20 protein-coding genes are annotated in these 23,822 nt (G+C 72.1%); 8 read left to right on the top strand and 12 right to left on the bottom strand.

What is annotated here, in order from left to right; translation table 11 throughout:
- Window positions 1–118 precede the first annotated feature (118 nt).
- On the top strand, window positions 119–253 hold the full coding sequence (locus tag JK364_RS57110; protein WP_269146308.1) for a hypothetical protein: 135 nt from the start codon (window positions 119–121) through the stop codon (window positions 251–253).
- Here the strand turns inward: JK364_RS57110 and JK364_RS28950 are convergent.
- The 12 genes from JK364_RS28950 to JK364_RS28895 all read right to left on the bottom strand — a co-directional run bounded on the left by JK364_RS28950 (window position 242) and on the right by JK364_RS28895 (window position 15,218).
- Window positions 242–1,423 (bottom strand): ROK family transcriptional regulator, encoded by a 1,182-nt coding sequence (locus JK364_RS28950; protein WP_201854278.1) that lies wholly within the window; start codon window positions 1,421–1,423, stop codon window positions 242–244. The genes JK364_RS57110 and JK364_RS28950 overlap by 12 nt on opposite strands.
- Window positions 1,424–1,599: 176 nt before the next feature.
- Window positions 1,600–3,069, bottom strand: a complete 1,470-nt coding sequence (locus JK364_RS28945; protein ID WP_201854277.1) for a DUF6177 family protein — start codon at window positions 3,067–3,069, stop codon at window positions 1,600–1,602.
- A complete protein-coding gene (gene eccCa / locus JK364_RS28940; protein WP_201854276.1) occupies window positions 3,066–7,085 on the bottom strand; it encodes a type VII secretion protein EccCa in 4,020 nt (1,339 codons plus the stop codon). Before eccCa ends, JK364_RS28945 begins: the two co-directional genes overlap by 4 nt.
- Complete coding sequence (locus JK364_RS28935) at window positions 7,082–8,572, bottom strand: CpaE/TadZ family protein (protein ID WP_201854275.1); 1,491 nt, start codon at window positions 8,570–8,572, stop codon at window positions 7,082–7,084. Before JK364_RS28935 ends, eccCa begins: the two co-directional genes overlap by 4 nt.
- Before the next feature lie 78 nt (window positions 8,573–8,650).
- Window positions 8,651–10,021 carry a type VII secretion integral membrane protein EccD gene (gene eccD, locus JK364_RS28930; protein WP_201854479.1) on the bottom strand — a complete coding sequence of 457 codons (1,371 nt, stop codon included), beginning with the start codon at window positions 10,019–10,021 and terminating at the stop codon, window positions 8,651–8,653.
- A 20-nt stretch (window positions 10,022–10,041) separates the two neighbouring features.
- Complete coding sequence (locus JK364_RS28925) at window positions 10,042–10,311, bottom strand: hypothetical protein (RefSeq protein WP_201854274.1); 270 nt, start codon at window positions 10,309–10,311, stop codon at window positions 10,042–10,044.
- 7 nt (window positions 10,312–10,318) lie between these two features.
- Complete coding sequence (locus tag JK364_RS28920; protein ID WP_201854273.1) at window positions 10,319–11,098, bottom strand: hypothetical protein; 780 nt, start codon at window positions 11,096–11,098, stop codon at window positions 10,319–10,321.
- 86 nt (window positions 11,099–11,184) lie between these two features.
- Window positions 11,185–13,269 (bottom strand): hypothetical protein, encoded by a 2,085-nt coding sequence (locus tag JK364_RS28915; RefSeq protein WP_201854272.1) that lies wholly within the window; start codon window positions 13,267–13,269, stop codon window positions 11,185–11,187.
- Complete coding sequence (locus tag JK364_RS28910; RefSeq protein WP_307841409.1) at window positions 13,266–13,664, bottom strand: DUF6507 family protein; 399 nt, start codon at window positions 13,662–13,664, stop codon at window positions 13,266–13,268. Before JK364_RS28910 ends, JK364_RS28915 begins: the two co-directional genes overlap by 4 nt.
- Before the next feature lie 44 nt (window positions 13,665–13,708).
- Entirely contained in the window at window positions 13,709–14,017 is a 309-nt protein-coding gene (locus JK364_RS28905) for a pore-forming ESAT-6 family protein (protein WP_201854271.1), read from the bottom strand.
- A 21-nt stretch (window positions 14,018–14,038) separates the two neighbouring features.
- Window positions 14,039–14,371: a hypothetical protein gene (locus tag JK364_RS28900; RefSeq protein WP_201854270.1), complete on the bottom strand. Its 333-nt coding sequence runs from the start codon at window positions 14,369–14,371 to the stop codon at window positions 14,039–14,041.
- A 169-nt stretch (window positions 14,372–14,540) separates the two neighbouring features.
- The gene (locus JK364_RS28895; RefSeq protein ID WP_201854269.1) at window positions 14,541–15,218 is read right to left on the bottom strand and encodes a GntR family transcriptional regulator; all 678 of its coding nucleotides are present in this window, start codon (window positions 15,216–15,218) and stop codon (window positions 14,541–14,543) included.
- A 157-nt stretch (window positions 15,219–15,375) separates the two neighbouring features.
- Between JK364_RS28895 and JK364_RS28890 the strand changes: the two genes are divergently transcribed.
- The 7 genes from JK364_RS28890 to fdhD all read left to right on the top strand — a co-directional run bounded on the left by JK364_RS28890 (window position 15,376) and on the right by fdhD (window position 23,648).
- Window positions 15,376–16,764: an L-lactate MFS transporter gene (locus JK364_RS28890; RefSeq protein ID WP_201854268.1), complete on the top strand. Its 1,389-nt coding sequence runs from the start codon at window positions 15,376–15,378 to the stop codon at window positions 16,762–16,764.
- The gene (locus JK364_RS57105) at window positions 16,761–16,883 is read left to right on the top strand and encodes an MFS transporter small subunit (protein ID WP_269146307.1); all 123 of its coding nucleotides are present in this window, start codon (window positions 16,761–16,763) and stop codon (window positions 16,881–16,883) included. The genes JK364_RS28890 and JK364_RS57105 overlap by 4 nt, the downstream gene beginning before the upstream one ends.
- 207 nt (window positions 16,884–17,090) lie before the next feature.
- Window positions 17,091–18,089, top strand: a complete 999-nt coding sequence (locus tag JK364_RS28885; RefSeq protein WP_201854267.1) for a 2-dehydropantoate 2-reductase — start codon at window positions 17,091–17,093, stop codon at window positions 18,087–18,089.
- A gap of 27 nt (window positions 18,090–18,116) precedes the next feature.
- Window positions 18,117–20,066, top strand: a complete 1,950-nt coding sequence (locus JK364_RS28880) for a molybdopterin oxidoreductase family protein (protein ID WP_201854266.1) — start codon at window positions 18,117–18,119, stop codon at window positions 20,064–20,066.
- 2 nt (window positions 20,067–20,068) lie between these two features.
- Window positions 20,069–21,907, top strand: coding sequence for an NAD(P)H-dependent oxidoreductase subunit E (locus JK364_RS28875; RefSeq protein WP_201854265.1), 1,839 nt, complete (start codon window positions 20,069–20,071; stop codon window positions 21,905–21,907).
- Entirely contained in the window at window positions 21,904–22,776 is an 873-nt protein-coding gene (locus tag JK364_RS28870) for a 2Fe-2S iron-sulfur cluster-binding protein (protein ID WP_201854264.1), read from the top strand. Before JK364_RS28875 ends, JK364_RS28870 begins: the two co-directional genes overlap by 4 nt.
- A gap of 5 nt (window positions 22,777–22,781) precedes the next feature.
- Window positions 22,782–23,648: a formate dehydrogenase accessory sulfurtransferase FdhD gene (gene fdhD, locus JK364_RS28865; RefSeq protein WP_201854263.1), complete on the top strand. Its 867-nt coding sequence runs from the start codon at window positions 22,782–22,784 to the stop codon at window positions 23,646–23,648.
- Window positions 23,649–23,822 lie beyond the last annotated feature (174 nt).

Genomic DNA, 23,822 nt, shown 5'->3' with positions numbered 1-23,822 from the left:
GGGTAGCGGCGCGGCCCCGGTGGGTGTGGGGTGCCGGTGGTGCGGCTCGGTGGTGCCGGTAGTGCGGCTCGGTGGTGCGGCTCGTGCCTCGACGTGGCGTACGCCGAGGGGCGGTGCGATGCGGTGCGGTGCTGATGCCGTGCTGCTGCTGCTGCGCTGTGCCGAGGTACGGCCCGCCGTGGCCGGGCGGGGTCAGGCGGTCATGCGGTCAGGCGGTCAGGCGGTCGTGGCCATCAAGCGGTCAGGCCGGTGAGAAGAGGTGGTCGCTGATCAGGCGGGCGGCGCCGGTGACCCCGGCGGCCGGGCCGAGTTCGCCCAGCACGATGGGGAGGTTGCCGGTGGCCAGGGGCAGGGACTGGCGGTAGACCTGGGTCCGTATGGCGGCGAGCAGCGTATGGCCGAGCCCGGTGACACCGCCGCCGATGACCACCAGACCGGGGTTGAAGAAGCTGACGAGCCCGGCGATGACCTGGCCCGTACGGGTGCCGCCGTCCCTGATGAGGTCGAGCGCGGTCGCGTCGCCGGCCGAGGCCGCCGCGGCGACGTCGGTAGCGGCGAGGCTGCCCACTTCCTCCAGCCGGGCGGCGAGTTCGGGGGACCGGCCGTCACGGGCGGCCTCCTCGGCGTCACGGGCCAGCGCCGCACCGCCGAAGTACGCCTCCAGACAGCCGTGGTTGCCGCAGGCGCAGGGGCGGCCGTCGGGTTCGGCCTGGATGTGGCCGATGTCGCCCGCGCTGCCCGTCGTCCCGCGGTAGACCTCACCGCCGACGACGATCCCGCAGCCGATACCGGTGCCGATCTTCACGCAGAGGAAGTCCTTGACGGAACGGGCGACTCCCGCGTGCTGCTCGCCCATCGCCATGAGGTTCACATCGTTGTCGACCATGACCGGGCAGCCGAGCTCCTGGCTGAGCGCCTCCCGTACCGGGAAGCCGTCCCAACCCGGCATGATCGGCGGCGCCACGGGCACGCCCTCGGGGAACCGCACCGGGCCGGGCACTCCGATGCCCGCCCCGTCGAACCCCTCGGCCACCCCGGACGCCCGGAGCTTCGCGGCCATGTCCAGCACCTGCTCGAAGACCGCGACGGGCCCTTCGCGCACATCCATGGGCTGGTTGAGGTGGCCGAGAATCTCCAGTTCGGCATTGGTCACGGCGACGTCCACGGAGGTGGCGCCGATGTCCACACCGAGCAGCCGCAGCCCGGGCGCGAGCCGGATGTTGTGCGAACGCCGGCCGCCCCGCGAGGCCGCCAGCCCGTCCGCGACCACCAGCCCCGTCTCCAGCAGCCGGTCGATCTCCACGGCCAGCTTCGAACGCGACAGGTCGATCTCATCGCCCAGCTGAGCACGGGAGTTGGGGCCGCCGTCGCGCAGCAGGCGAAGCAATCGCGCCTGATGCGCGTTCGCCGGTCGTGCCGTCATGCGCCTCACGCTGCCCCTCCCGCCGTCATCGGCATCCATGTGGCCGGGCTTTCACGGGGAACGTAGCAGCGGTTGTCGGGAGTGGGAAGAACTTGCGTCGCAATTGGCTCCGACTTTCTCCTGTCTCAGGACAAAGTAAGGCGCGCACGGGTACGCCTCGGGTGCCCGGCGGCGCCTCAGTCCGGCTGCCTCAGATGGCGCATGAGCTGCTCGAACAGCGCCCAGCTCGAGGGCGAACCCCCGTCCCCGAGCGGATAGTAGAAGCCCGGACGGGCCTCGGGCCCCAGCGGCACGGGCCGGGCGGGCAGCGGTGTGCGCCGGGCGAAGGTGAGGCCGACTTCCTGCGCCTCGTCGGCTCCGAGCGCGAAGCCGACCGGGACGGCGGGCGGTTCGAAGCGGGCGGGCAGGCTCAGGTCGCGGCGGGCGGCCCGCAGTTGGACCAGCAGCGACTGGAGCCGGTGCTCGGTCACCAGCGTGGCCGCGAGATCGGGCAGGACGTCCAGCGGCGGCTTCTCGCCGGGGCCGTAGCCGAAGGCCAGCGTCACGTCCTGTTCGACGCCCCGGGCGGTCCGCGCCACGCGCAGCGTGGCGATCGCGGGCCGGTCGGCACGGCCCACCGCGACCACCCAGGTGCTCTCCGGGGCACGGTCGCGGGCAAGGGCCGTCAGCGCCTCGCACGACCAGGGCAGATTGACGGGCTCGGCGGTGCTCCAGCCCTCGGGTGGCCCGCCGGTGACGGCGGTCCAGGCCGCCTCGAGCGGCCCGCCGAGGACGAGCCGCTCCTCCGCCGCGTGCACCGTACGGAAGGACAGGGTGAGTTGACGCTCACCGGTGCCCCCGGTGCCCCCGGTGCCCCCGGTGCCCTCCGCGCCCTCCGCGCCCTCGAGGAAGGCCCGGGCCACCGGGGTCCGCTCCGGTTCCGCCTCTACCGGGGTGAACCCCCCGTCGTGCCAGCGCAGCAGGGCGCCCGACAGCCCGTCGTAGTAGCCACCGCCCTCCTCGTCGCGCACCACCCAGCGGGACGGCAGCCCGGTGAGCGACAGGCGCGTGGGCAGGCTGAGTCGGGAGGTCGCGGGGGTCACGATCTGGACGGCGCGGTCGCTCGCGGCGGCGGCCCGGATCGCGTCCGACAGCCAGGCCGTCATGGCCACCACGGGCCGGTCCTGGAGCACCACCGCCGTACGCTCGGTGAGCACGTCGACGGCGGGCTGGGCCGCGGCCGGGGCGGCGGACGCGGCACCGGCACCGGCACCGGCACCGGCACCGGGCTGTACGGCCTCGGGGTCAGCCGCAGCCTCCGGCGGCCAGACCGAGCCGCCGCACAGCCGGGCGAGACGCCGGGCGAAGGACGCCGCCAGCAGCTCGGCACGCTCCACTCCGGTGGCGGCCCTGGCCTCGGTCCACCACACGGGCACGCCGGTGCCCCCGGCCTCGGGGCCCAGCAGCCGCGCCGCCTCGCCCGCGACCCGCACCAGTTGCGGCGCCTCCACGGACACCAGCGGGCGGCCCGCCTCGTCGCACATCTGGATCACCGCGCCCTCGCCGGCCGAGCGCACATCGAGGTCGGGACCCCCGGCGAACAGCCCGGCGACGAGGCTCCAGACGTCGGGCATCCGCTCGGTGAGCGCGATCACGTCCTTGGTCATCGGCCGTCCTCCTCCGGGTTCCGCTCCCGCTCCACCCAGCCCGTCTGGATCAGGCGGTCGGGCTCACCGCGCCGGACCAGCAGCCCGCGTCCGGGCGGCTGTACGGACGCGTACACGCCCGGGAACAGCTGGCCCTCCATCCGGTCGCCCGTCATCACCAGGGCCGATGTGCCGCTCTCCCGCAGGGTCATCAGGAACGGCTCGTACAGGGCCCGGGAGCTGCCCGCCACTCGCCGGGTGATCACGAAGTGCAGCCCGATGTCGGGCGCGTGCGGCACATACGGCAGGAAGGGCTGAAGCGGCTGCTGCCCCGCGGTGGTGAGGATGTCGTAGTCGTCGACGAGGATGACGATGCGGGGCCCGTCGTACGCCGGGCCCGCCGAGGGCGGTGGGGCCCCGGTGGTCTCGTCCGGCATGCGCTTGGCCAGCTCGCCCGCGATGCCCGCGGCGAGCCCCTCGCAGATCCGGGAGTTGTACGCATAGCCGCCCTGGTACGCCTCGGGCACCACCTCGCGCAGCCCGCGCCGCGGATCCATGATCCCGAAGACCAGCTCCTCGTCGGAGTGGCGCGCGGCCAGGCCCTCGGCGATCAGCCGCAGCAGATTGGTCTTGCCGCACTCGTTGTCCCCGAGGATCAGCAGATGCTGGTCGCGGTCGAACAGGTCGAGCAGCACCGGCGCGAGCGCGGTCTGGTCGACCCCGATCGGCACCCGGCGCGGCTGGGACGTGGCCGACGGCAGCGACCGGGCGGGCAGCCGCGCGGGCAGCACCCGCACCCGCTGCGCCGTCTCCCCCGGCCAGGCCGCGCCGATGGACCGGGCCGTCTGCTCGACGGCAGCGCCCAGATCGGCGGTGGCGGCGCGGCCGTCCAGACGCGGGAGGGCGGTCTGCGCGAACAGCTTGCGGTCGGTCAGGGCGCGCCCGGCGTCGTCGGGGGTGAGGGTCTCGGCGAGCCTGCGGTCGACGCTGCTGTCGCCCGCGTCGTTCAGCCGCAGCTCGATATGGGTGCCGAAGGTGGACTGGTGGCCGATGCGCACGTCGTTCCAGCGCAGCATCGCGGCCACCACGTGGATGCCGTACCCGCCGCCGCGCTTGAGCAGGTCGCCCACGGCGTCGTCCAGGGACTCGAAGTCGTCGCGCAGCGCCCCGAACCCGTCGATGAGCAGCACGATGTCGGTGGACGCCAACTCGGGCAGGGATCCGGCGGCGCGCAGGGCCCGCAGCCGCTCCATCGAGTCGATGCCGTGCTCGCGGAAGAGCTCCTCGCGGGCGTCCAGCATGCCGCGCACCTCCTCGACCGTGCGGGTGGCCCGCTCCCGGTCGGCCCGCCCGGCGACGCCACCGACGTGCGGCAGCGCGGCGAGCGCCTGCAGACCGCCGCCGACCAGGTCGAGACCGTAGATCCCGACCTCACGCGGGGTGTGGGTGAGGGCGAGCGAGAGCGCGAGGGAGCGCAACAGCGTGGTCTTGCCGGACTGCGGGCCGCCGATCACGGCGGCGTGACCGCCGGCGAGGGTGAGGTCGAGGACCCACTGCCCCTGCCACTGCCGCCCGGGGTCGTCCAGCAGCCCCAGCGGCACCCGCATCGTCCCCGGGCGCCGGGCGAACTGCATACCGCGGGCCGCGTCGACCTCCACCGGCCCCGCCACGGCGTCCAGCGCGAGCGCGGCGGGCAGCGGCGGCAGCCAGATGCGGCGCGCCGGGTCGGCGGCGCCCCTGATCCGGTCGACCATCACGGACATCACGGTCGGCCCGGGGTCCCGGGTGCGCTTGCCCACGCCGGGCGCGTCGTCCCCGGCGGTCGCGGACTCCTCCGGCCCGGCGAGCGTGTTGTACGCGGGATACGGGTGGACGGCGGGCCCGGTGTCCTCCACGGTGCGCGGTACCGGGCCCCGGTACGGGCCGGAGACGTACCCGGCCTTGAACCGCTCGTACGCCGTGGTGTCGACCTTGAGGTAGCCGAAGCCGGGCAGCGGCGGCAGGTGGAAGGCGTCGGTGGTGTCCAGGACGGTGCGGCTCTCGTCGGCGGAGAAGGTGCGCAGGCCCAGCCGGTAGGAGAGGTAGGTGTCCAGGCCCTTGAGCTTGCCGCCCTCGATGCGCTGGCTGGACAGCAGCAGATGGACGCCGATGCTGCGGCCGATGCGGCCGATGGACAGGAACAGATCGATGAAGTCGGGCTTGGCGGTGATGAGTTCGCCGAACTCGTCGATGACGACGAAGAGGTGCGGCAGCGGCTCCAGGTCGGGTCTCGTCGTCTCGCGCACCGCCGCGTAACCCGAGATGTCCGCGACATTGCCCGCGTCCTTGAGCACCTGCTGACGGCGCTTGACCTCGCCCGCGAGGCTGGTGTGCACCCGCTCCACGAGCCCGGCCTGGTTCTCCAGGTTGGTGATGACACCGGCCACGTGCGGCAGCCCGTCGAACGGGGCGAAGGTCGCGCCGCCCTTGTAGTCGACCAGCACCAGCGCCAGGTCCTGTGGCGGATGGCCGGCCACCAGGGCGAGGACGAGGGTGCGCAGCAGTTCGCTCTTGCCGGAGCCGGTGGCGCCGACGCACAGGCCGTGCGGGCCCATGCCCAGTTCGGCGGACTCCTTCAGGTCGAGCAGCACCGGCTCGTGGGCGTCGTTGACGCCGATGGGCACCCGCAGGAAGGAGCGCTCGCCGCGGGGCGCCCAGGCACGGGCCAGGTCCAGGGCGCCGGGGTCGTCGACGCCCAGCAGTTCGGGGAAGTCGACGGGTCCGGACAGCGGGGCGTCCACGAGGGATTCGGCCGACAACCGCAGCGGGGCCAGCATCCGGACCAGGCCCTCGGCCCCGGCGGCGGTGACGTCGTCCACCGTGCCGTGGGCGCCCGTCGGCTGCCCGCCGCGCAGGTCCTCCACGACCACCTCGTCCTCGCCGACGGTGATGCGGACCGCCACCTCGCCCGGTTCCCGCACCCGCTCGGCGACCAGGTGGAGCACCGTGACGCCCATCTCGCGGTGGGCCACGGCCTCGTCGGGGCGCGGCAGCTCCCGTGCCTCCCCGCCGTGGTCATCGCTGATGACGAGCAGCCGGCCGCTGAGGCCGAGCGCGTCGGCCCCGGACAGGCCCCGCCGCACCTCGGCCGCGTACGCGGCGCGCTGCCGGAGGTCGCGGCCGAGGAGCCGGGCGAGCTGGGGCAGATCGGGGGCGATCCGGCGGGCGGCGACCGGCCCGTCGCGCTCCTCGGCGTCCAGTAGATGCGGCAGCCACTTGAGCCAGGCCCAGTCCCGCTCGACCCGGTCGCCAGGGGCGGCGAGCGCCACGGCCACGTCGTCGGGGGCGTGGGTGGCGGCGGTCTGGACGAGCAGCGCCCGCACCACCCGCAGCACCGCGTCCCGCTCCCCCACCACGCTGACATTGCCCACCCGGTCCAGCGGCACGGTCAGCGGCAGATCGGTGACCAGTGCGTAGCGCCCGACCAGGGCGCCCGCCTCGTTGAGCATGAACGGGTCGGGCGGGGTGAGCACACTGCCCGACTGGCGGGCCACGGTCAGCGGGCGCAGCGGCATCTCGCCGGTGCCGATCCGCACCCGCAGGAAGTCCGGGTCGGTGCGGCGCCGCTCCCACAGCCGGGCCGGGTCGCGCACCACGTCGTACAGGGCCTGCGGCGGCGGGTCGAGCACCCGCGCGGTGGCGCGCCAGGCCCGCTCCTCCGCGCCGAGCTCCTCACGCAGCTCCTCCAGATACTCCAGATACCGCTCGCGCTGCTGACGGCGGGTGCGCTGCGCGCGCCCGCGCTGGGAGAACAGCAGCACCAGGGCACCGACGACGGTGACCACGAGGACGAGGGCGCCGATCGCCGCGAACTGGCCGCTGCGCAGCACGGTCATCATGACGACCGAACTCATCACCCCGGCGATCGGCAGCAGCGACATGGCGGCCCCCGCCGCCTTGCCCTCGGGCAGGTTGGGCGGGGCCTCGATGGCGCGCGGCTCGGGCTGGGACAGCGGGCGGGTGGCGCGGGCGGGCCGGTGCACCAGGCGCGTTGTCATCGCCGTCCTCCCCTGTGTCCTCCCCTGTCACGCACGGCGCGGTCCAGGAGTGCGGCGGCCAGGCGGCCCGCGGCCAGCCGGGTGCCGTGGGCGAGCAGCCCGGTACGGATGGCGCCGCCCGCGGCCAGATGACGGTCGTACGGGATGGCCATCACCTCGACCCCGCTCTCGGCGAGGTGGGCGCGGGCCACGCCAAGGTCGAGGGCGGTGTCGGGCGAGGACTCGGTGAGGGCGACCACCGTGCCGGGCAGCATGGGCCGCGGCACCGCCGCCATCCAGTCCAGGACGGTGCGGGTGCTCGCCACGCCCTCCAGGGTGGCGGGCGCCACCAGCACCCTTGCCTGCACGGTGTCCAGGGCCGTGCGCGCCAGCTCCCCCGGCAGCGTTTCGCAGTCGACGACGGTGACACCGAAGTAGCGGCGCAGCGCCATGGTCACGGTGCGGTAGGCCCGGATGTCCAGCGGAGTGCCGATGCGGCCCTGGCTCCCGGGCAGCAGCCAGCCGCCCTCGGGCAGCTGGACCAGATAGCCGGTGACCTCCGCGAACTGCATCGAGGGAGAGACGACTTGGGCCACGTCCGCGCATGTCCAGCGGACCGACTCGGCGCCGAGCCGGATGGGCAGGCTGCCCAGCGCCGGGTCGGCCTCCACGACGAGGACCGGGTCCTGGCGGTAGTGCGCGAAGGTGAGGTTGAGCAGCGCCGCGACAGTGGTCTTGCCCGCGCCGCCACGGATGCTGCTCACCGCGATCTGCCGCCCGGTGGTAACCGGTTGCTGCAGCGCCCGGGCAACCTCGGTGGCCTCCGCCACCTCACGCGAGGCGGACGCGGCGACCAGCCGCCGCAGGGTGCGCCCGGCGCGGCGGGTGACCGGGTCCCCACTGCGGAGCCTGCCCTGGGCGAGGGCGAGCCGGGGGTCGACGGGCGGCACGGGTGTGGGGGCGGGCAGATGCTGGGGGCGCGCCTGGGGACGCCGGTCGGCTGGGGCGGGGGGTTCGGGGGGTTCGGGGGGTTCGGGGGGCGCGGCGTGCGCGGGGGGCTCGGCTGGGGCGGCTGGCGTAGCGGGCGCGGCGGGCGCGGGACCGTCTGGGCCGGTCGCCCCGTTCACCCGCCGTGGGGCGAGGGCGGGGTGGGCCTCGGTGGCTCCCGAACCGCCGGGCGCCTCCCCGGCCCCGGGAGCGCCCGAAGCCATCAGAGCGCCCAGAGCCTTGTAGCCCTCCGACGCCTTGGAACCAGAAGCACCGTCCGAAGCCTTGGGCGCATCAGCCTTGGACACATCAGCCTTGGGCGCATCAGCCTTGGACGCGTCCCAGGCATCAGCGGCATCCCAAGCCTTGGGGCCATGCGGACCCCCGACCGCCTCCGGTGCCTCATGACCGCTCTTCCCGACATCCGCGTCCTCGGCGGTCCCGGAGGGCCCGGGGCTCTTGGAGACAGGCGTGTTCCGCAACTGGTGGAGCACATCGCTCTGCCAATCCCCTGCGCCCATGACGCCTCCTCTCGGCTCGGATACGGACAACGGTCGACTACGACAAGCAAGGGCAAGAACAACGGCCGGTAACCGGCGCTAGAACGCGTCCAGCAATCGCCCGTACACCCCGAACTCCCCGACCACCAGCGGAAACAGCACGATGACGCCGACCGCCTCGACCAGGTCCACGATCCGCCGGAGCCGGACGCGGACATGCTCGGGCGGCCGTACGGTCAGCACGCCCAGCGGGAGCAGCGCGGCGACGGCGAGCGCGGCCAGCGGCCCGTACGGTCGGCCGTCGGTGGTGTCGAGCCAGAGCACCACCAGACGCACCAGCAGCACCAGGGCCGCGGCGAGCAGCGCCACCACCTCGGCCGCCAGCGGGTACGCCCGTGACCGGGACAGCAGGACGATCGCGAGCACCGCGGTGAGCGGCACCGTCCACGGGGAGGAGTCGCCGACGGCGAGCAACCCGGCGGCGGTGGCGGACGCCGCGGTGACGAGCGTGGCGAACACCAGCCCCCGGTGGGTGGCCGCGAGCGCGGTCACCACCTCGTGCCGGCTGACCGACACCCCGCCCGAGCGCCGGTCGTCAAGACCGGTGAGCCCGGCGGCGGTCAGCGCGAGGCGCGGCAGCAGGCCGAGCGCCACCACGGACACCACGGCGAGCACCGCGCCCGACCGGGCCTGCTGGGCATCGGTGTGGGCGCCGTCCTGCAACGCGGCGACGACCTCCCACAGCCCGCCGGTGACCACGACGGCACCGGCGCCGATGTACGCGCCCCGCCCGACCGTGGCCGAGGCCCCGAGCAGCAGCAGCGTCACCACAATGGCCCCCGCCACCCCGGCGAGCCGCGCCGTGCCGCCCCAGCCGTGGGCGTCCGCGGCCGTCCAGGCGGCGAGCACGCCGAGGGCGCCGCCGGTGAGCATGAGGGTGGCGCCGAGGTCCCGGTTGCGCAGCCGGGCGGCCGCGGCCCCGGTCAGCGCCGCCGCCGCGGCCGCCACGGCCAGGGCGGTGGCCACACCGGAGTCGGGGAGGCCGCGCCGCGCCAGCAGCCCGACGGCCAGCGCCAGCGCGAGGGTGGCCGCGCTCGCGGTCCACTGCCGCGCCGCCGCCGACCACCGCCATGCCCGGAGGTCCAGATCCTCGGCCACCTCGTCGGTGACATCGTGCACCACCGGCGCCGCGGGAACGTCCCGCTCCCGTACCAGCCGCAGCACCGCGCCGTCCGGCACCGCCGCGGACGTGAGCGTGGCGTCCTGCGCCAGGACAACCCCCTCGGCGGTGACCAGATGCCGCAGCGCCGGCCGGTCCGCCACCTGGTCGTCGACCAGCCGCAGCACATCCGGCAGCAGCCGGCCGACCGGCTCGTCGGCGGGCAGCACGATGTCCACCCGCCGCCGCTCCCCGACCAGCGTGACCCGGCTCAACTCAGCGCTCCGCGCCTGCTTCGCCGCCCCCACGATTCCCCCTCCCCCGACAGGCCCTACCGGGCCGTGTCCGTCGCCGCGGTGGACGAAGGCGTCAGCACACCCGGCGCGGACCGGCCCTGCTTGCCGATGGTGTCGGAGATGAACGACCACCCCACGCACCCGGCACACAGCACCGCCGCGATCACGATGCCCGCGAACACCTTCCCCAAACTCTCATCCACCGACCGCCGCCCCCGCTGCGCGCCGAACAACAACGCGTCCCGAATCCGCCGCCGCCGGACCGCCACCGACTCCAGCAGCTGACTGTCGTAGTCCCGTGCCATCGGTCGCTCAGCCCGCCTGGTCCTCGCCCCATGGAAGCTCGACCGGACGACGCCGCCAGTACCACGGGAGTTCGCCTTCGCTGTACGCCGAGGGTACGGATACCGCCGCGGCGAGCGCCCGGCCGCCGTCATCAGTTGTGAGCCCGCGGTAGATCGCGTCCACTTCGCCAAGGGCCCGCTGGGCGGATACCCGCTGGGGCCCGGAAAGCGCCGCGACACGCTCAGTGAGCTCGTCGCGAAAGGCGAGATCCTCCGCGTACATCGAGGCCGGGTACCAGTGGGAGGGGGGCCACCCCTGCGCCATACGCACCGTAAGCCGCTCCCAATTGACCAGCAGATCGTAGACCCTGCTCAGTGGCCCGCCCGCCTCTGGAGCGACATGGGAGTCAGTCACTGGTGTGGAAAGCCGCAACTCCCTGATGATTTCCGGAAGCTTGTGTACAGCGGCTTTGGGAAATCCGGCGACGGGAATTTCGACCGCCTCGACCGTGGCACCCTCCTCATCGGCTTCCGGCTCCCCGATGCGGGCGTGCGTCACCTGCCCCTCCGGCGTCGCCACCTGCCGAACGCCAGGCGGAAGCGGCCCCTCCCCGAGGAAGAGCACGGGCACGTCGAGCTCCCGCGCCAGCGCCCTCGCCAACGCCTCCTCGGACGGCTGCGGGCTCACTTCCTCGCTCGCGTACACCGTGAGCGCCCAGCGGACATCGCCGGACATCTCCTCGTACTCACACGTGACGGTGGCGTTCCAGTTGCGGTTCTCCACCTCGGACTCGTCGGAGACGTCCACATCCGCCACCGGGACTCCGAACGCCCCGGACAGCACCGCATCCAGCCGCTCGGGTACACGCTCACCCGGAACCAGGAGGTTGTACATCATGAGTAGTATTCCCGATACATGTCGATCGCCTTCTGGACGGCACCAGGGTTTTCCGTGAACTTCGGCGCGTTGGAAAACATCTTTTCGAGTTTGCCCAGGTCACCATTGACCTTCATGATTGCCTTCAACGCTTCATACTCCACCCGATTCATGGGGACCAGACCGGGTCCGGACACCGGGAATACCCTACCGCTCGGCTCAACCCCGTAGCTTCTGCCGTTAATGGTGTAGTGCTGGGTGCGAGGATTGAACTCAGCCCGGCCGGCCGCGATGTCGGCGATATCCTTGTTCACCGCGTCCTTGAACTCCGGCCGGATGATGGTGTTCTCCTGGACGACCTTCCCGTGCTTCACGCCGCTGAGCGAATGTCGCCGATTAGGCGGCAGAAGCGTCTTGCCCCGAGCCGAGCCGACGATGTCATCCCTCGCTTTCCATCCGCGCTGACCCGACGGCTGCCCGTCGTCACCTGGACCGCCCGACTCATGGGGACCACCAGTGTCACCAGGGCCACCCGGGTCGTGGGGGCCGCCGCCCCCAGGACCACCGCCGCCACCCGGGCCGCTGCCACCGCCCGGGGCGGCGGGGTCGTGGGTGGGGGTACCGGTGTCGTGGGTGGTGGGGTGGGAGCCGCCGCTCGTGGTGGGGGTGTGCTTCTCGGGCGGGTCGTTCGGTGGGTCGTTCGGATCGTCCTTGCTCGCGCGGGGCCCCAGGTCGTCGGGGGCGCGGCCCACCTCGCGGCCGGGGGCACCCACATGGGCGAGCTCCCGCTGCCGGGGGTGCTGGGCCGCGCCCGGCGCCTGCCGTTCGGCGGCGGACGGCTCGTGCACCGGGTGGTGCACGGTGCCGTCGGGGAGTTCGAGGGCGCCGTTCTTGTGCAGGACGCTGCCGTCGGGCAGCTTGACCGAGCCGTCCGGGCGGAAGACCGTGTCGTCCGGAAGTTTGAGCGAGCCGTCCGGCAGCTGCACACCGCTCCCGGCGCGCAAATTCCTCAGATGGCTCACCAGGTCGCCGACCTTGAGCTTGGACAGCCCGATGCCCGCGCCCTTGAAGACGTAGGTCATCGGGTCCACGACCTTGCCGACCTTCCCCGCCACGCTGAGCGTCCGCGCGACGGCGCCCGACTTGGCGGCGGACCCCGCGCCGTCCGTGGCGATGGCCGTGAGCACGTTGAACGTGACCCCGCCCGCCGCGCGCGCCGGGTTCTTGCCCCACTCGTCCCACGCCACCATCGCCTTACCGGCGTTGATCATGGTGTGTTTGGTGCTCTTGAGGAACCCCGGCAACATGGAGTCGGGCGTCGCGAACCAGCCCGGCACCAGCGTGTTCAGCGACAGGCCCACGGCCAGCTTGCCGAGGTTCGCCCAGGAGTTCTTGAAGGCGTCCCAGCCGTCGACGCCGACCATGGTGCCCAGGCCCCGGATGGTGCCCCAGACGCCGTCGACGATGAAGCCGTCCCAGACGAAGCTCTTGATCCAGTGGCCGAACTCGTACCAGTGGTGCGTCTCCGACTCCTGGGTGCCCCACGGCGTCTTTTCCGCGTGCTGGAAGACATCGGCCGTGTAGCCGTACATCCCCGGCTTGTGGGTACCGTCGTCGACCACCCAGTGGGTGCCGCCGACCAGAGCACTGATCTTGTTGGCACAGCTCCGCTCGGCGGCCTCGAACGCGGCCGTGGCCTCGCCCACGTCGGCCATCAGATCATTGTTGTGCTGGACCTTGTCCCCGTCGTGCTTCCAGTCGTCGTCGCCCCCGTTCTCCCTGATGAACTCGGCGGCGTCCGCCCTGAGCCGCTTGAGCCGCTCGACGATCGGCCGCACCTCGGTGGCGTATGCGCTCAGGGCGCCGCTGACGGCCTCCAGCCCGGTCGCGAACCCGTCGGCCTTCTCCTTGACCGGCCTGGTGGTCGCGAACAGCTGCTCGGCCTCGGGCGCCGTGTAGTACGCCGACAGGCCCTGGAACTGGTCGTGGACCCCCTGGCCGGTCTTACGGATGTGACCGGCGTCCGTCTTCAGCGCCGGAGCGTCCTTCTCCAACTGCTCCAGGTTTCCCGTGAATTCGGGAATGCCATCCAGACTGATCATCTCGGACCGTTCCGATGGTGTTGACCCGGAGGGTTCAGATCGGGTGCTTTCAACGCCTCGCGCTGGGCGTGCGCCGCCATGGCGAGGTCGCCCCCGACGTACTCCTTGGTGGCGGTCGCCGCACCCTTGATCGACTTGCCGGAGCGCGCGGCGATGTACTTGATGTCGTTCTCTGTCTTCTGCTCGAACTCGACCAGTGCGGCGGCGACGGGCCCGCCCTCGGGCTTGGGCCCGCACCCCATGCTCAGCGTGCCCGCCGACTTCGCGACGCTCAGCAGGTGCTTGCCGTACGACTTCGCCTGGCCCTCGATGTCGTCGGCGACATGTCCGGTCTTGAGAAGGACACCGCGCACCCCACTGGTGTCGATGTCCCAGCCGTCCTCAGGCTTCCCCACCACGTCCCCCTTTCAGCCTCAACGGCGCGCGGTGTCGCGCGAGTTCAGCCGATGGCGTCCACTGCGGCCTTGGCCCGGGACAGCGTCTGCTGGGCGGTGCCGTCGTTCTTCTCCAGCGTGGACTTCACCAGCTGGATGATCTGCCGCACCTCGGCGGCGGCCTTGTTCCACCGCGCTTCCTTGCCGTGGTATTCGTCCGCCACACCGTCGGCGGTGAAGTCCGCCATGGCCGCCTTCACGGCCCGGTCCCGGTCGGTGAGCACCCGCTCCAGCTGCCCGATCACCACGCCGAGGCTGCCCTGCACCTCACCCGACGCCCCCGTGTCATAGCTGCGCCGATCCTGATTCCCCATCGCTCGTCACCCCCGCCGTGTTCACCGGCCGCCGAAGCGGGCCGCGTCGAAATTGGCCGCGGCCATGGTCTGCCGCGCGTTGTCCGCCGACTCCACGTCACCGCTGCCGAATGCCTTGTCCATCCCGGACTGACCGCCCAGGATGTCCCGGAGCGAGCCGTTGAGCGCCGCGGTGATCTCGTCCGCGTTCTGCTTGAACTGGTCGAACGCCGCCTTGCCCGAGCCGTTGAAACGGCCCTCCAGCGGCTGTGCCGCGGCGATCAGTTGGCGGATGAGCGCCCCCAGGTCATCACTCGATCCGGATGTCTGGGACGTCAGCGTTGACAGCGTGGAACTGCCCATGTCGAACTTCACGAACCCACCCCCGTTGGGTAGTCGCCATGGTTCCGTCGAGCGGGCCCCGCGTCGGAGGCCCGACCCATCTCAGTATGGCCCCGGGCACCGACAGTCCCGCCACCGCTCTGTAACAGCCGGTCGCCCAACCCGTAACAGGACCGGCGGATCAGCGGACCCCCGGATCGGGTCAGGGACGCTCGCGGTCGTGGTAGGTGCGGCGGGTGTGTTCGGTGTGGGCGCGCATGACGGCCGTGGCGCCGTGTTGGTCGCCCGCGGTGATGGCCGCGATCAGCTCGCGGTGCTCGATCCAGGACTGTTTGCCGCGCTGGCGGGCGACCGGGGTGTAGTACCAGCGGACCCTGCGGTCCACCTGGGCGGCCAGTTCGGACAGGACCGCGTTTCCGGCCAGTTCCATCACCTTGGCGTGGAATTCGGCGTTGGCCGCGACCGCGCCGTCCACATCGTCGTCCAGGACCGCGCGCTCGCCCTTCGCGCACAGGTCCTCCAGGGCGGCGACGCCGGTCTCGTCGGCCCCGGCCGCGGCCAGCCGGGCGGCCTCGGCCTCGAGGAGCGTGCGTACCGTAAGGAGCTGATCGGCCTCCTCCTCGGTGGGCTCGTGGACGAACGCGCCCTGGGCGGGCCGCAGATCGACCCAGCCCTCGGTGTTGAGCCGCTGGAGGGCCTCGCGCACCGGCTGGCGGGAGACGCCGAGCTGGCCGGCGAGCTCGCTCTCCACAAGGTGCTGGCCAGGGCGGAGGGCGCGGGTGGTGATGAGTTCGAGCAGCGCCTCGTAGACGCGCTCACGGAGTGGCCCGGGCCGCTCCAGCTTCGGCATCGCGCCCTGCGGCAGTCCTCTGGACAGCATCGCGCCCCCTCTGGCTCGCTGTTCACCGGATGTCCGGATTCACGGATGCGTGAATTGGTTATTGTCTACAGTTTACCCAACCCGTCCACGCCGCCGACACATCCCAGGCGCTTTGACGTCTAGTCATCGACTCGTTGAATCCTTAAAGTCCGGGCACATGCTCACCAATGATCGCGTCGGCCCGCTCCATCGCTCGCGCACTCTGGCCCCACCGGGCTGGAGCCGCTGGCTGGTGCCGCCCGCCGCCCTGTCCGTCCACCTCTCCATCGGCCAGGCCTACGCGTGGAGCGTGTTCAAGCCGCCCCTGGAGTCCTCGATGGACCTCTCGGGCACGGCCAGCGCGCTCCCCTTCCAGCTGGGCATCGTGATGCTCGGCCTGTCCGCCGCCTTCGGCGGCACGCTCGTGGAGCGCAACGGCCCGCGCTGGGCGATGTTCGTCTCCCTCGTCTGCTTCTCCTCCGGCTTCCTCGTCGCCTCGCTCGGCGCCGCCACCAGCCAGTACTGGCTGGTGGTCCTCGGCTACGGCTTCATCGGCGGGATCGGGCTGGGCATCGGCTACATCTCCCCCGTCTCCACGCTGATGAAGTGGTTCCCCGACCGGCCCGGCATGGCCACCGGCATCGCCATCATGGGCTTCGGCGGCGGGGCACTGATCGCCTCGCCCTGGTCCAGCAAGCTGCTGGAGCACTTCGGCACCGACAACGGCGGCATCGCCGCCACCTTCCTGGTCCACGGCGTGACCTACGCGGTGTTCATGACCCTCGGCGTGCTGCTGGTGCGCGTACCGCCCGAGGGCTGGCGGCCCGCCGGCTGGGAGCCGCCGCAGGAGCAGGGGCACATGATCAGCACGGCCGACGTCTCCGCGCGCAACGCCATCCGCACCCCGCAGTTCTGGTTCCTGTGGGTGGTGCTGTGCATGAACGTGACGGCGGGCATCGGCATCCTGGAGAAGGCCGCGCCCATGATCGGCGACTATTTCAAGGACACCGACACCCCCGTGTCCGTCACCGCGGCGGCCGGTTTCGTCGCCCTGCTGTCGGCGGCCAACATGGCCGGGCGGCTGCTGTGGTCGTCCACCTCCGACCTCATCGGACGCAAGAACATGTACCGGGTCTATCTGGGCGTGGGCGCGCTGATGTATCTGGCCATCTCACAGCTCGGGGACTCCTCAAAGCCTCTGTTCGTGGTGTGCGCCCTGGTGATCCTCTCCTTCTACGGCGGCGGCTTCGCGACCGTTCCGGCGTATCTGAAGGACCTGTTCGGCACGTATCAGGTGGGCGCGATCCACGGGCGGCTGCTCACCGCCTGGTCGGTGGCCGGGGTCCTCGGCCCGTACATCGTCAACAAGGTGGCCGACCACCAGGAAGAGGCGGGGAAGACCGGCCCCGGGCTGTACTCGCTCTCGCTCACCATCATGATCGCGCTGCTGGTCGTCGGCTTCATCGCCAACGAGCTGATAAGGCCGGTCCATCCGCGCTTCCACGAACCGGCCCCCGCGGCGGCCGAGCCCGAGGCGGCGCCCGCCGAGAAGGGAGGGGACCGATGACCGAGCCCACCAGGAACCGCACCGCGCTGACCGTGGCCGTCTGGGCCTGGGTGGTGCTGCCCTTCGGGTACGGGGTCTACGAACTCGTCCGGAAGGCCACCCAGCTCTTCACCGGCTGAGCTCACTCCGTCGGCTGACCTCGCTCCGCCGGCTGAGCTCTTCACGGTCCGAGCTGTCTTCACCGTCCGAGGGTCCATCACCGGGAAACCGGAAGAGGGTTGAGGTGTCGTCCGACTCCTTGACCCTCTTCTCGGGCATACTGTATTCAATATTCTGTCGACGATACTCACACGCTCGGTCCCCTCAACCGAACGGAGAGTCCCACCATGAAAGTCGCAGTAGTCGGCGCCGGTGCGATCGGCGCCTTCGTCGGAGCCGCCCTGCACCGCGCGGGCGCCGAGGTCCATCTACTCGCCCGTGGGCCGCATCTGGCGGCGCTGCGGGCGGGTGGCGTGATAGTGCGCAGCGACCGTCCGGACCTCGGCTTCACCGCGCACCCGGCCGCCACCGACGATCCGGCCGACATCGGCCCGGTCGATTACGTCTTCCTGGGCCTGAAGGCCACCTCGTACGCGGCGTGCGGGCCGCTCGTACACCCCCTGCTCCATGACCGTACGGCCGTCATCGCGGCCCAGAACGGAATCCCCTGGTGGTATTTCCACGGGCTCGACGGCCCGTTGGCCGGCCACCGGATCGAATCCATCGACCCGGGCGGCGCGGTCTCGGCCACGCTTCCCCGAAGACGCGCGATCGGCTGTGTCGTCTACGTGGCCACCGAGATCGAAGCGCCCGGCGTCGTACGCCACTTGGAGGGCACCCGCTTCTCCATCGGCGAGCCCGACGGCAGCGTCTCCCGGCGCTGCGTCGAGTTCAGCGAGGCGATGTCCGCGGGCGGGCTCAAATGCCCTGTCGAGCACGATCTGCGCAAGGACATCTGGATCAAGCTGCTCGGCAATATCTCCTTCAACCCGATCAGCGCGCTCGCCCGCGCGACCATGGGCCAGATCTGCCGCCACTCCGACACCCGCGCGCTCGTCGAGGCGATGATGCGGGAGACGCTCGCCGTCGCCGCCGCCGTCGGCTGCCACCCCGCCATCTCCATCGAACGGCGGCTGGCCGGCGCCGAGCGCGTCGGCGACCACAAGACCTCGACCCTCCAGGACCTGGAGAAGGGCAAGCCGCTCGAACTCGACGTACTGCTCGCCGCCGTCGTCGAACTCGCCGGTCTCACCGGCACCCCCGTACCCACCCTGCGCGCCGTGCACGCCCTCGCCGATCTGCTCGCGGCGACCAGCACCGGCGCCGGTCTTCCGGACGCCGCATGACGGCGTGACCGCCGTAAGGAGCCCGTCGTGGCCCGTAACCGCCAACGCAACCGACAGCAGAAGCAGTACCCGCGACTGACCCACCCCCTGGTGCGGGACTCGGTGAGCGGAGAGCTCCGCCGCGCCTCCTGGGACGAGGCGCTCAGCCGGGCCGCCGCCGGGTTCCGGGCCGTGACGGCGGCCCACGGGCCCGACGCGTTCGGCATGTTCTCCTGCGCCCGCGCCACCAACGAGATGAACTACGTCGCCCAGAAGTTCACCCGGGTGGTGATCGGCACCAACAACGTCGACTCCTGCAACCGCACCTGCCACGCGCCCAGCGTCGCGGGGCTGTCCGCCGTCTTCGGCTCCGGCGGCGGCACCTCGTCGTACGCGGAGGTCGAGGACACCGACCTCATCGTGATGTGGGGCTCCAACGCCCGCTTCGCGCACCCGATCTTCTTCCATCACGTCCTCAAGGGCATCCACAACGGCGCCCGGATGTACGCCGTCGATCCGCGCCGCACCTCGACCGCCGAATGGGCGGAGAGCTGGCTGGGGCTGAACGTGGGCACCGACATCCCGCTCGCCCACGCCGTGGGCCGCGAGATCATCCACGCGGGGCTCGCCAACCGGTCCTTCATCGAGCGCGCGACCACCGGCTTCGAGGAGTACGCGGCCCATGTGGAGCCCTGGACGCCGAGCGTCGCCGAGAAGGTCACCGGCGTCCCGGCGGACGCCATCCGCGATCTCGCGCACGCCTACGCCACCGCCGAACGCGCCCAGCTGTGCTGGACGCTCGGCATCACCGAGCACCACAACGGCACCGACAACGTCCGGGCGCTGATCAACCTCTCCCTGCTGACCGGCCATGTCGGCCGGTACGGCAGCGGGCTCCAGCCGCTGCGCGGCCAGAACAACGTGCAGGGCGGCGGCGACATGGGCGCCATCCCCAACCGGCTGCCCGGCTTCCAGGACATCCTGGACCCGCCCATCCGGTCCAAGTTCGAGCGCGCCTGGGACGTGGTCATCCAGCCGCGCTACGGACTGAACCTCACCGAGATGTTCGAGGCCATGGAGGCGGGCGAACTGCGCGCCGTCTACTGCGTCGGCGAGAACCCGGCCCAGTCCGAGGCCGACACCGAGCAGGCCGTCCGGCGGCTGGAGTCGCTGGAGCACCTGGTGGTGCAGGACATCTTCCTCACCCGGACCGCCGAGCTGGCCGATGTGGTGCTCCCGGCGACCGCCGGCTGGTGCGAGACGGAGGGCACCACCACCAACAGCGAGCGGCGCGTCCAGCGGGTGCGGAAGGCCGTGGAGCCGCCGGGCGAGGCGCGCGAGGACATCGACATCATCTGCGAGCTGGCGCGGCGGCTCGGCCACGACTGGAAGTTCGAGGGCGCGGAGGAGGTCTGGAACGAGCTGCGCGACGTCTCCCCTGACCACTTCGGCATGACCTATGAGCGGCTGGAGGAGCACCAGGGCATCCAGTGGCCCTGCCCCAGCACCGACCGTCTCGAGCCCACCTATCTGCACAGCCGCCTGTGGGAGAGCGATCCGGCGCTGCGCGGCCCGCTCGCCCCCTTCGGACCGGTGAAGCACGATCCGCCGGTCGATCTGACCGATGACGCCTTCCCGATCCGGCTCACCACGGGGCGGCGCCTGGACTCGTACAACACCGGGGTGCAGAGCGGGGGTTTCGCCTCTCCGCTGCGGCGCGGCGAGTACATCGAGCTGTGCCCGGAGGACGCGGCCCGCTACCGGGTGGAGGCCGAGGAGCGGGTGCGGGTCTCCTCGCGGCGCGGTTCGGTGGTGGCACCGGTGTGGATCGATCCCGGGCTGCGGCCGGGGCTCGCCTTCATGACCATGCACTTCCCCGACGAGGTGGACACCAACTCCCTGACGATCGAGGCGAACTGCCCCATCGCGGGGACGGCGGAGTTCAAGGCGTCGGCCATAAGGATCGAGAAGATTCCCGTGACCGCCGTAAGGAGCTGATCGTGGATCTGCGATTCGGTGACAGCAAGCCCACGGACGAGGAGCGGGCGGCGGTCGACGCGCTGCTCGGCCCGCCCGAGTCCGCCTGGGAGGGCGCGGACGACCGTACGGACACGGATCTGCGCTGGGCGCGCGGCGGCCGCGAGGCACGGGAGCGGCGCGATCTGCTGCTGCCCGGGCTGCACGCCCTCAACGACCGGGTGGGCTGGATCAGCGAGGGCGGCCTGGACTATCTGTGCCGCCGGCTGACGGTCCCTCCGGCCGAGGGCTACGGAGTGGCGACCTTCTACGCGATGTTCGCGGTGAAACCCCGTCCGGCGACCGTCGTCCACGTCTGTACGGATCTGGCGTGCGCGGCCCGGGGCTCCGCCGAGGTGTGCGCGGAGCTCGAACGGGACGTGGGCCCGGCGGGCTCGGCGGGGTCCGGGGCCGTCTGGCAGCCCAGCCCGTGCCTGGGCCTGTGCGAGCGCGCCCCGGCGGCCCTGGTGATCCGCGCGGGCGAGGCCCCGCGGACCGCGGTCGTCGCCCCCGCCACCGCCGAGGCGGTCGCCGAGGCGGCGTCGGCGCCGCACGCGGCGGCGGCCGAGCCGCCCGCGGTGGCCGCGGTCCCCCAGGCCGGCGCCGACGGCCTGGTGCTGCTGCGCCGGGTCGGGGTGGTGGACCCGGGGTCGCTGGACGACTACCGTGCCCACGGCGGATACGCGGCCCTGCGGCGCGCGTTCGCGCTCGGGCCCGCCGGGGTGATCCGGGAGGTGACCGAGGCGGGTCTGGTCGGGCGGGGCGGGGCCGCGTTCCCGACCGGGCGGAAGTGGTCGGCCACCGCCCAGCAGCCCGACCATCCGCACTATCTGGTCTGCAACGCCGACGAGAGCGAACCGGGCACCTTCAAGGACCGGGCCCTGATGGAGGGCGATCCCTACGCCCTCATCGAGGCCATGACCGTCGCGGGCTACGCCACCGGGGCCCACCGCGGCTATCTGTATCTGCGCGGCGAGTACCCCCGGGCGCTGCGCCGGCTGCGCACCGCCATCGACCGGGCCCGGGCCCGTGGCTTCCTCGGTAAGGACGTCATGGGCCAGGGGTTCGCGTTCGACATCGAGATCCGGCGCGGCGCGGGCGCGTACATCTGCGGCGAGGAGACCGCGATCTTCAACTCGATCGAGGGGCGGCGCGGTGAACCGCGCAGCAAACCGCCCTTCCCGGTCGAGAAGGGGCTGTTCGGCAAGCCGACCGCGGTCAACAACGTGGAGACGCTGGTCAATGTGTTGCCGATTCTGACCGAGGGCGCACAGGCGTACGCGCGTACCGGCACCGACACCTCGACCGGCACCAAGCTGTTCTGCGTCTCCGGCACGGTCGCCCGGCCCGGCGTCTACGAGCTGCCGTTCGGGGCGACGCTGCGGGAGCTGCTGGAACTCGCGGGGCCGCCCGAGACCCTGCGCGCGGTGCTGCTCGGCGGCGCCGCGGGCGGATTCGTACGCCCCGACGAACTGGACGTCCCGCTCACCTTCGAGGGCACGCGCGCCGCGGGCACCACGCTCGGCTCGGGGGTGGTGCTGGTGCTGGACGACGGCGTGGAGCTGCCCCGCATCCTGCTGCGCATCGCGGAGTTCTTCCGCGACGAGTCCTGCGGCCAGTGCGTCCCCTGCCGGGTGGGCACCGTACGGCAGGAGGAGGCGCTGCACCGGCTCAAGGACCGTACGGGCGCCGCCGCGGCCGGGGACATCGCGCTGCTGCGCGAGGTCGGCCAGGCCATGCGGGACGCCTCGATCTGCGGTCTGGGCCAGACCGCCTGGAACGCCGTGGAGTCCGCCATCGACCGCCTGGGAGCCTTCAAGTGACCTCGATACCGCTGCGACCCCCGCGCCGACTGGTCGACCTCACCCTGGACGGCGAACCGGTCCGCGCCCCGGAGGGCAGCACCCTGCTGGACGCGTGCCGCGCCGCGGGCAAGGACATCCCGACCCTGTGCCAGGGCGACACGCTCACTCCGAAGAACGCCTGCCGGGTGTGCGTGGTGGAGGTGGAGGGCGCCCGCACCCTCGCCCCCGCCTGCTCCCGCCGGGTGGAGCAGGGCATGGAGGTGCGTACGGACACCGAGCGGGCCCGGCACAGCCGTAAGGTCGTCCTGGAGCTGCTGGCCTCCTCCACCGATATGTCCACGACCCCGCGCGCCGCCGAGTGGATCGAGGAGTACGGGGCCGAGCCGGACCGCTTCGGCGCGGACGCGGCCCGGGTGGACGAGGAGCCGAAGGTCGACAACGACCTGTACGTCCGCGACTACGACAAATGCATCCTCTGCTACAAATGCGTGGACGCCTGTGGTGAGCAGTGGCAGAACACCTTCGCGATCGCGGTCGCGGGCCGCGGCTTCGACGCCCGGATCTCCACCGAGCACGACGCGCCCCTCACCGACTCCGCGTGCGTCTACTGCGGCAACTGCATCGAAGTGTGCCCGACCGGCGCGCTGAGCTTCAAGACGGAGTTCGACATGCGGACGGCCGGGACGTGGGACGAGGCGGCCCAGACGGAGACGACCACAGTGTGCGCCTACTGTGGTGTGGGCTGCAATCTCACCCTCCATGTGCAGGACAATGAGATCGTGAAGGTCACCTCGCCGCACGACAATCCCGTCACGCACGGGAACCTGTGCATCAAGGGCCGTTTCGGATACCAGCACGTACAGAACCACGCACAGAACCGGGACTGATCGACATGGGACGGGTCACCGAGCGACGCCGCGTCATCCGCATCCGGGACGGGGCGGTCAGCACCAGGCCGGACACCCTCGTGGCGGAGGAGCCGCTGGAGATCCGGCTGAACGGGAAACCACTGGCCATCACCATGCGCACGCCGGGCGACGACTTCGCCCTCGCCGCCGGATTCCTGGTGAGCGAGGGCGTCCTCGGGCGCGCGGACGAGCTGGCGAACATCGTCTACTGCGCGGGCGCGACCGAGGACGGCTACAACACCTACAACGTGGTGGATGTGACGCTGGCCCCGGGCGTGCCGGTCCCGGACATCACGCTCGAGCGCAATGTCTACACGACGTCGTCCTGCGGTCTGTGCGGCAAGGCCAGCCTGGACGCGGTGCGGACGACCGCGCGCTGGCCGCTGGCGGACGGCCTCGAGGACGCCGGGGGCTCCGCCGTCCGGATCGAGCCGGAGACGCTCTCCGTGCTCCCGGACCGGCTCCGCGCGGCGCAGCGCGTCTTCGACCGGACCGGCGGTCTGCACGCGGCGGCGCTGTTCAGCCCGAACGGTGAGCTGCTGGACCTGCGGGAGGACGTGGGGCGGCACAACGCGGTGGACAAACTGGTGGGGCGGGCGCTCCAGCAGGGCCTGCTGCCGCTGTCGGGGTCGGTGCTGATGGTTTCGGGACGCGCCTCGTTCGAACTGGCGCAGAAGGCCGTGATGGCGGGGATCCCGGTGCTGGCGGCGGTGTCGGCGCCCTCCTCGCTGGCGGTGGATCTGGCGGCGGAGACGGGGCTGACCCTGGTCGGCTTCCTCCGCGGCACCTCGATGAACGTGTACGCGGGAGAGCAGCGGCTCGCCCTGCGGACAGCGGTCGGCGGGGCCTGAGAAGCGGTCCGCCCGCTGCACGGGTTGGCGGGCCGGCCGACGGGGAGCGCCCCCTGCGTCGGCCGGCCCCTACCGGGCCCGGTAGCCCCGTCGCCCCGCGGCCCCGCAGCCCCGTACATACGTTCCGCACCCGGGCTTTCACTCGAAAGTGTTCTTGACCGCTCGTTCTGGTTA

This window comes from Streptomyces endocoffeicus (assembly GCF_016741935.1).
In the GTDB taxonomy this organism is placed as follows: Bacteria; Actinomycetota; Actinomycetes; order Streptomycetales; family Streptomycetaceae; genus Streptomyces; species Streptomyces endocoffeicus.
This window is presented reverse-complemented; position numbering and strand designations above follow the sequence as displayed.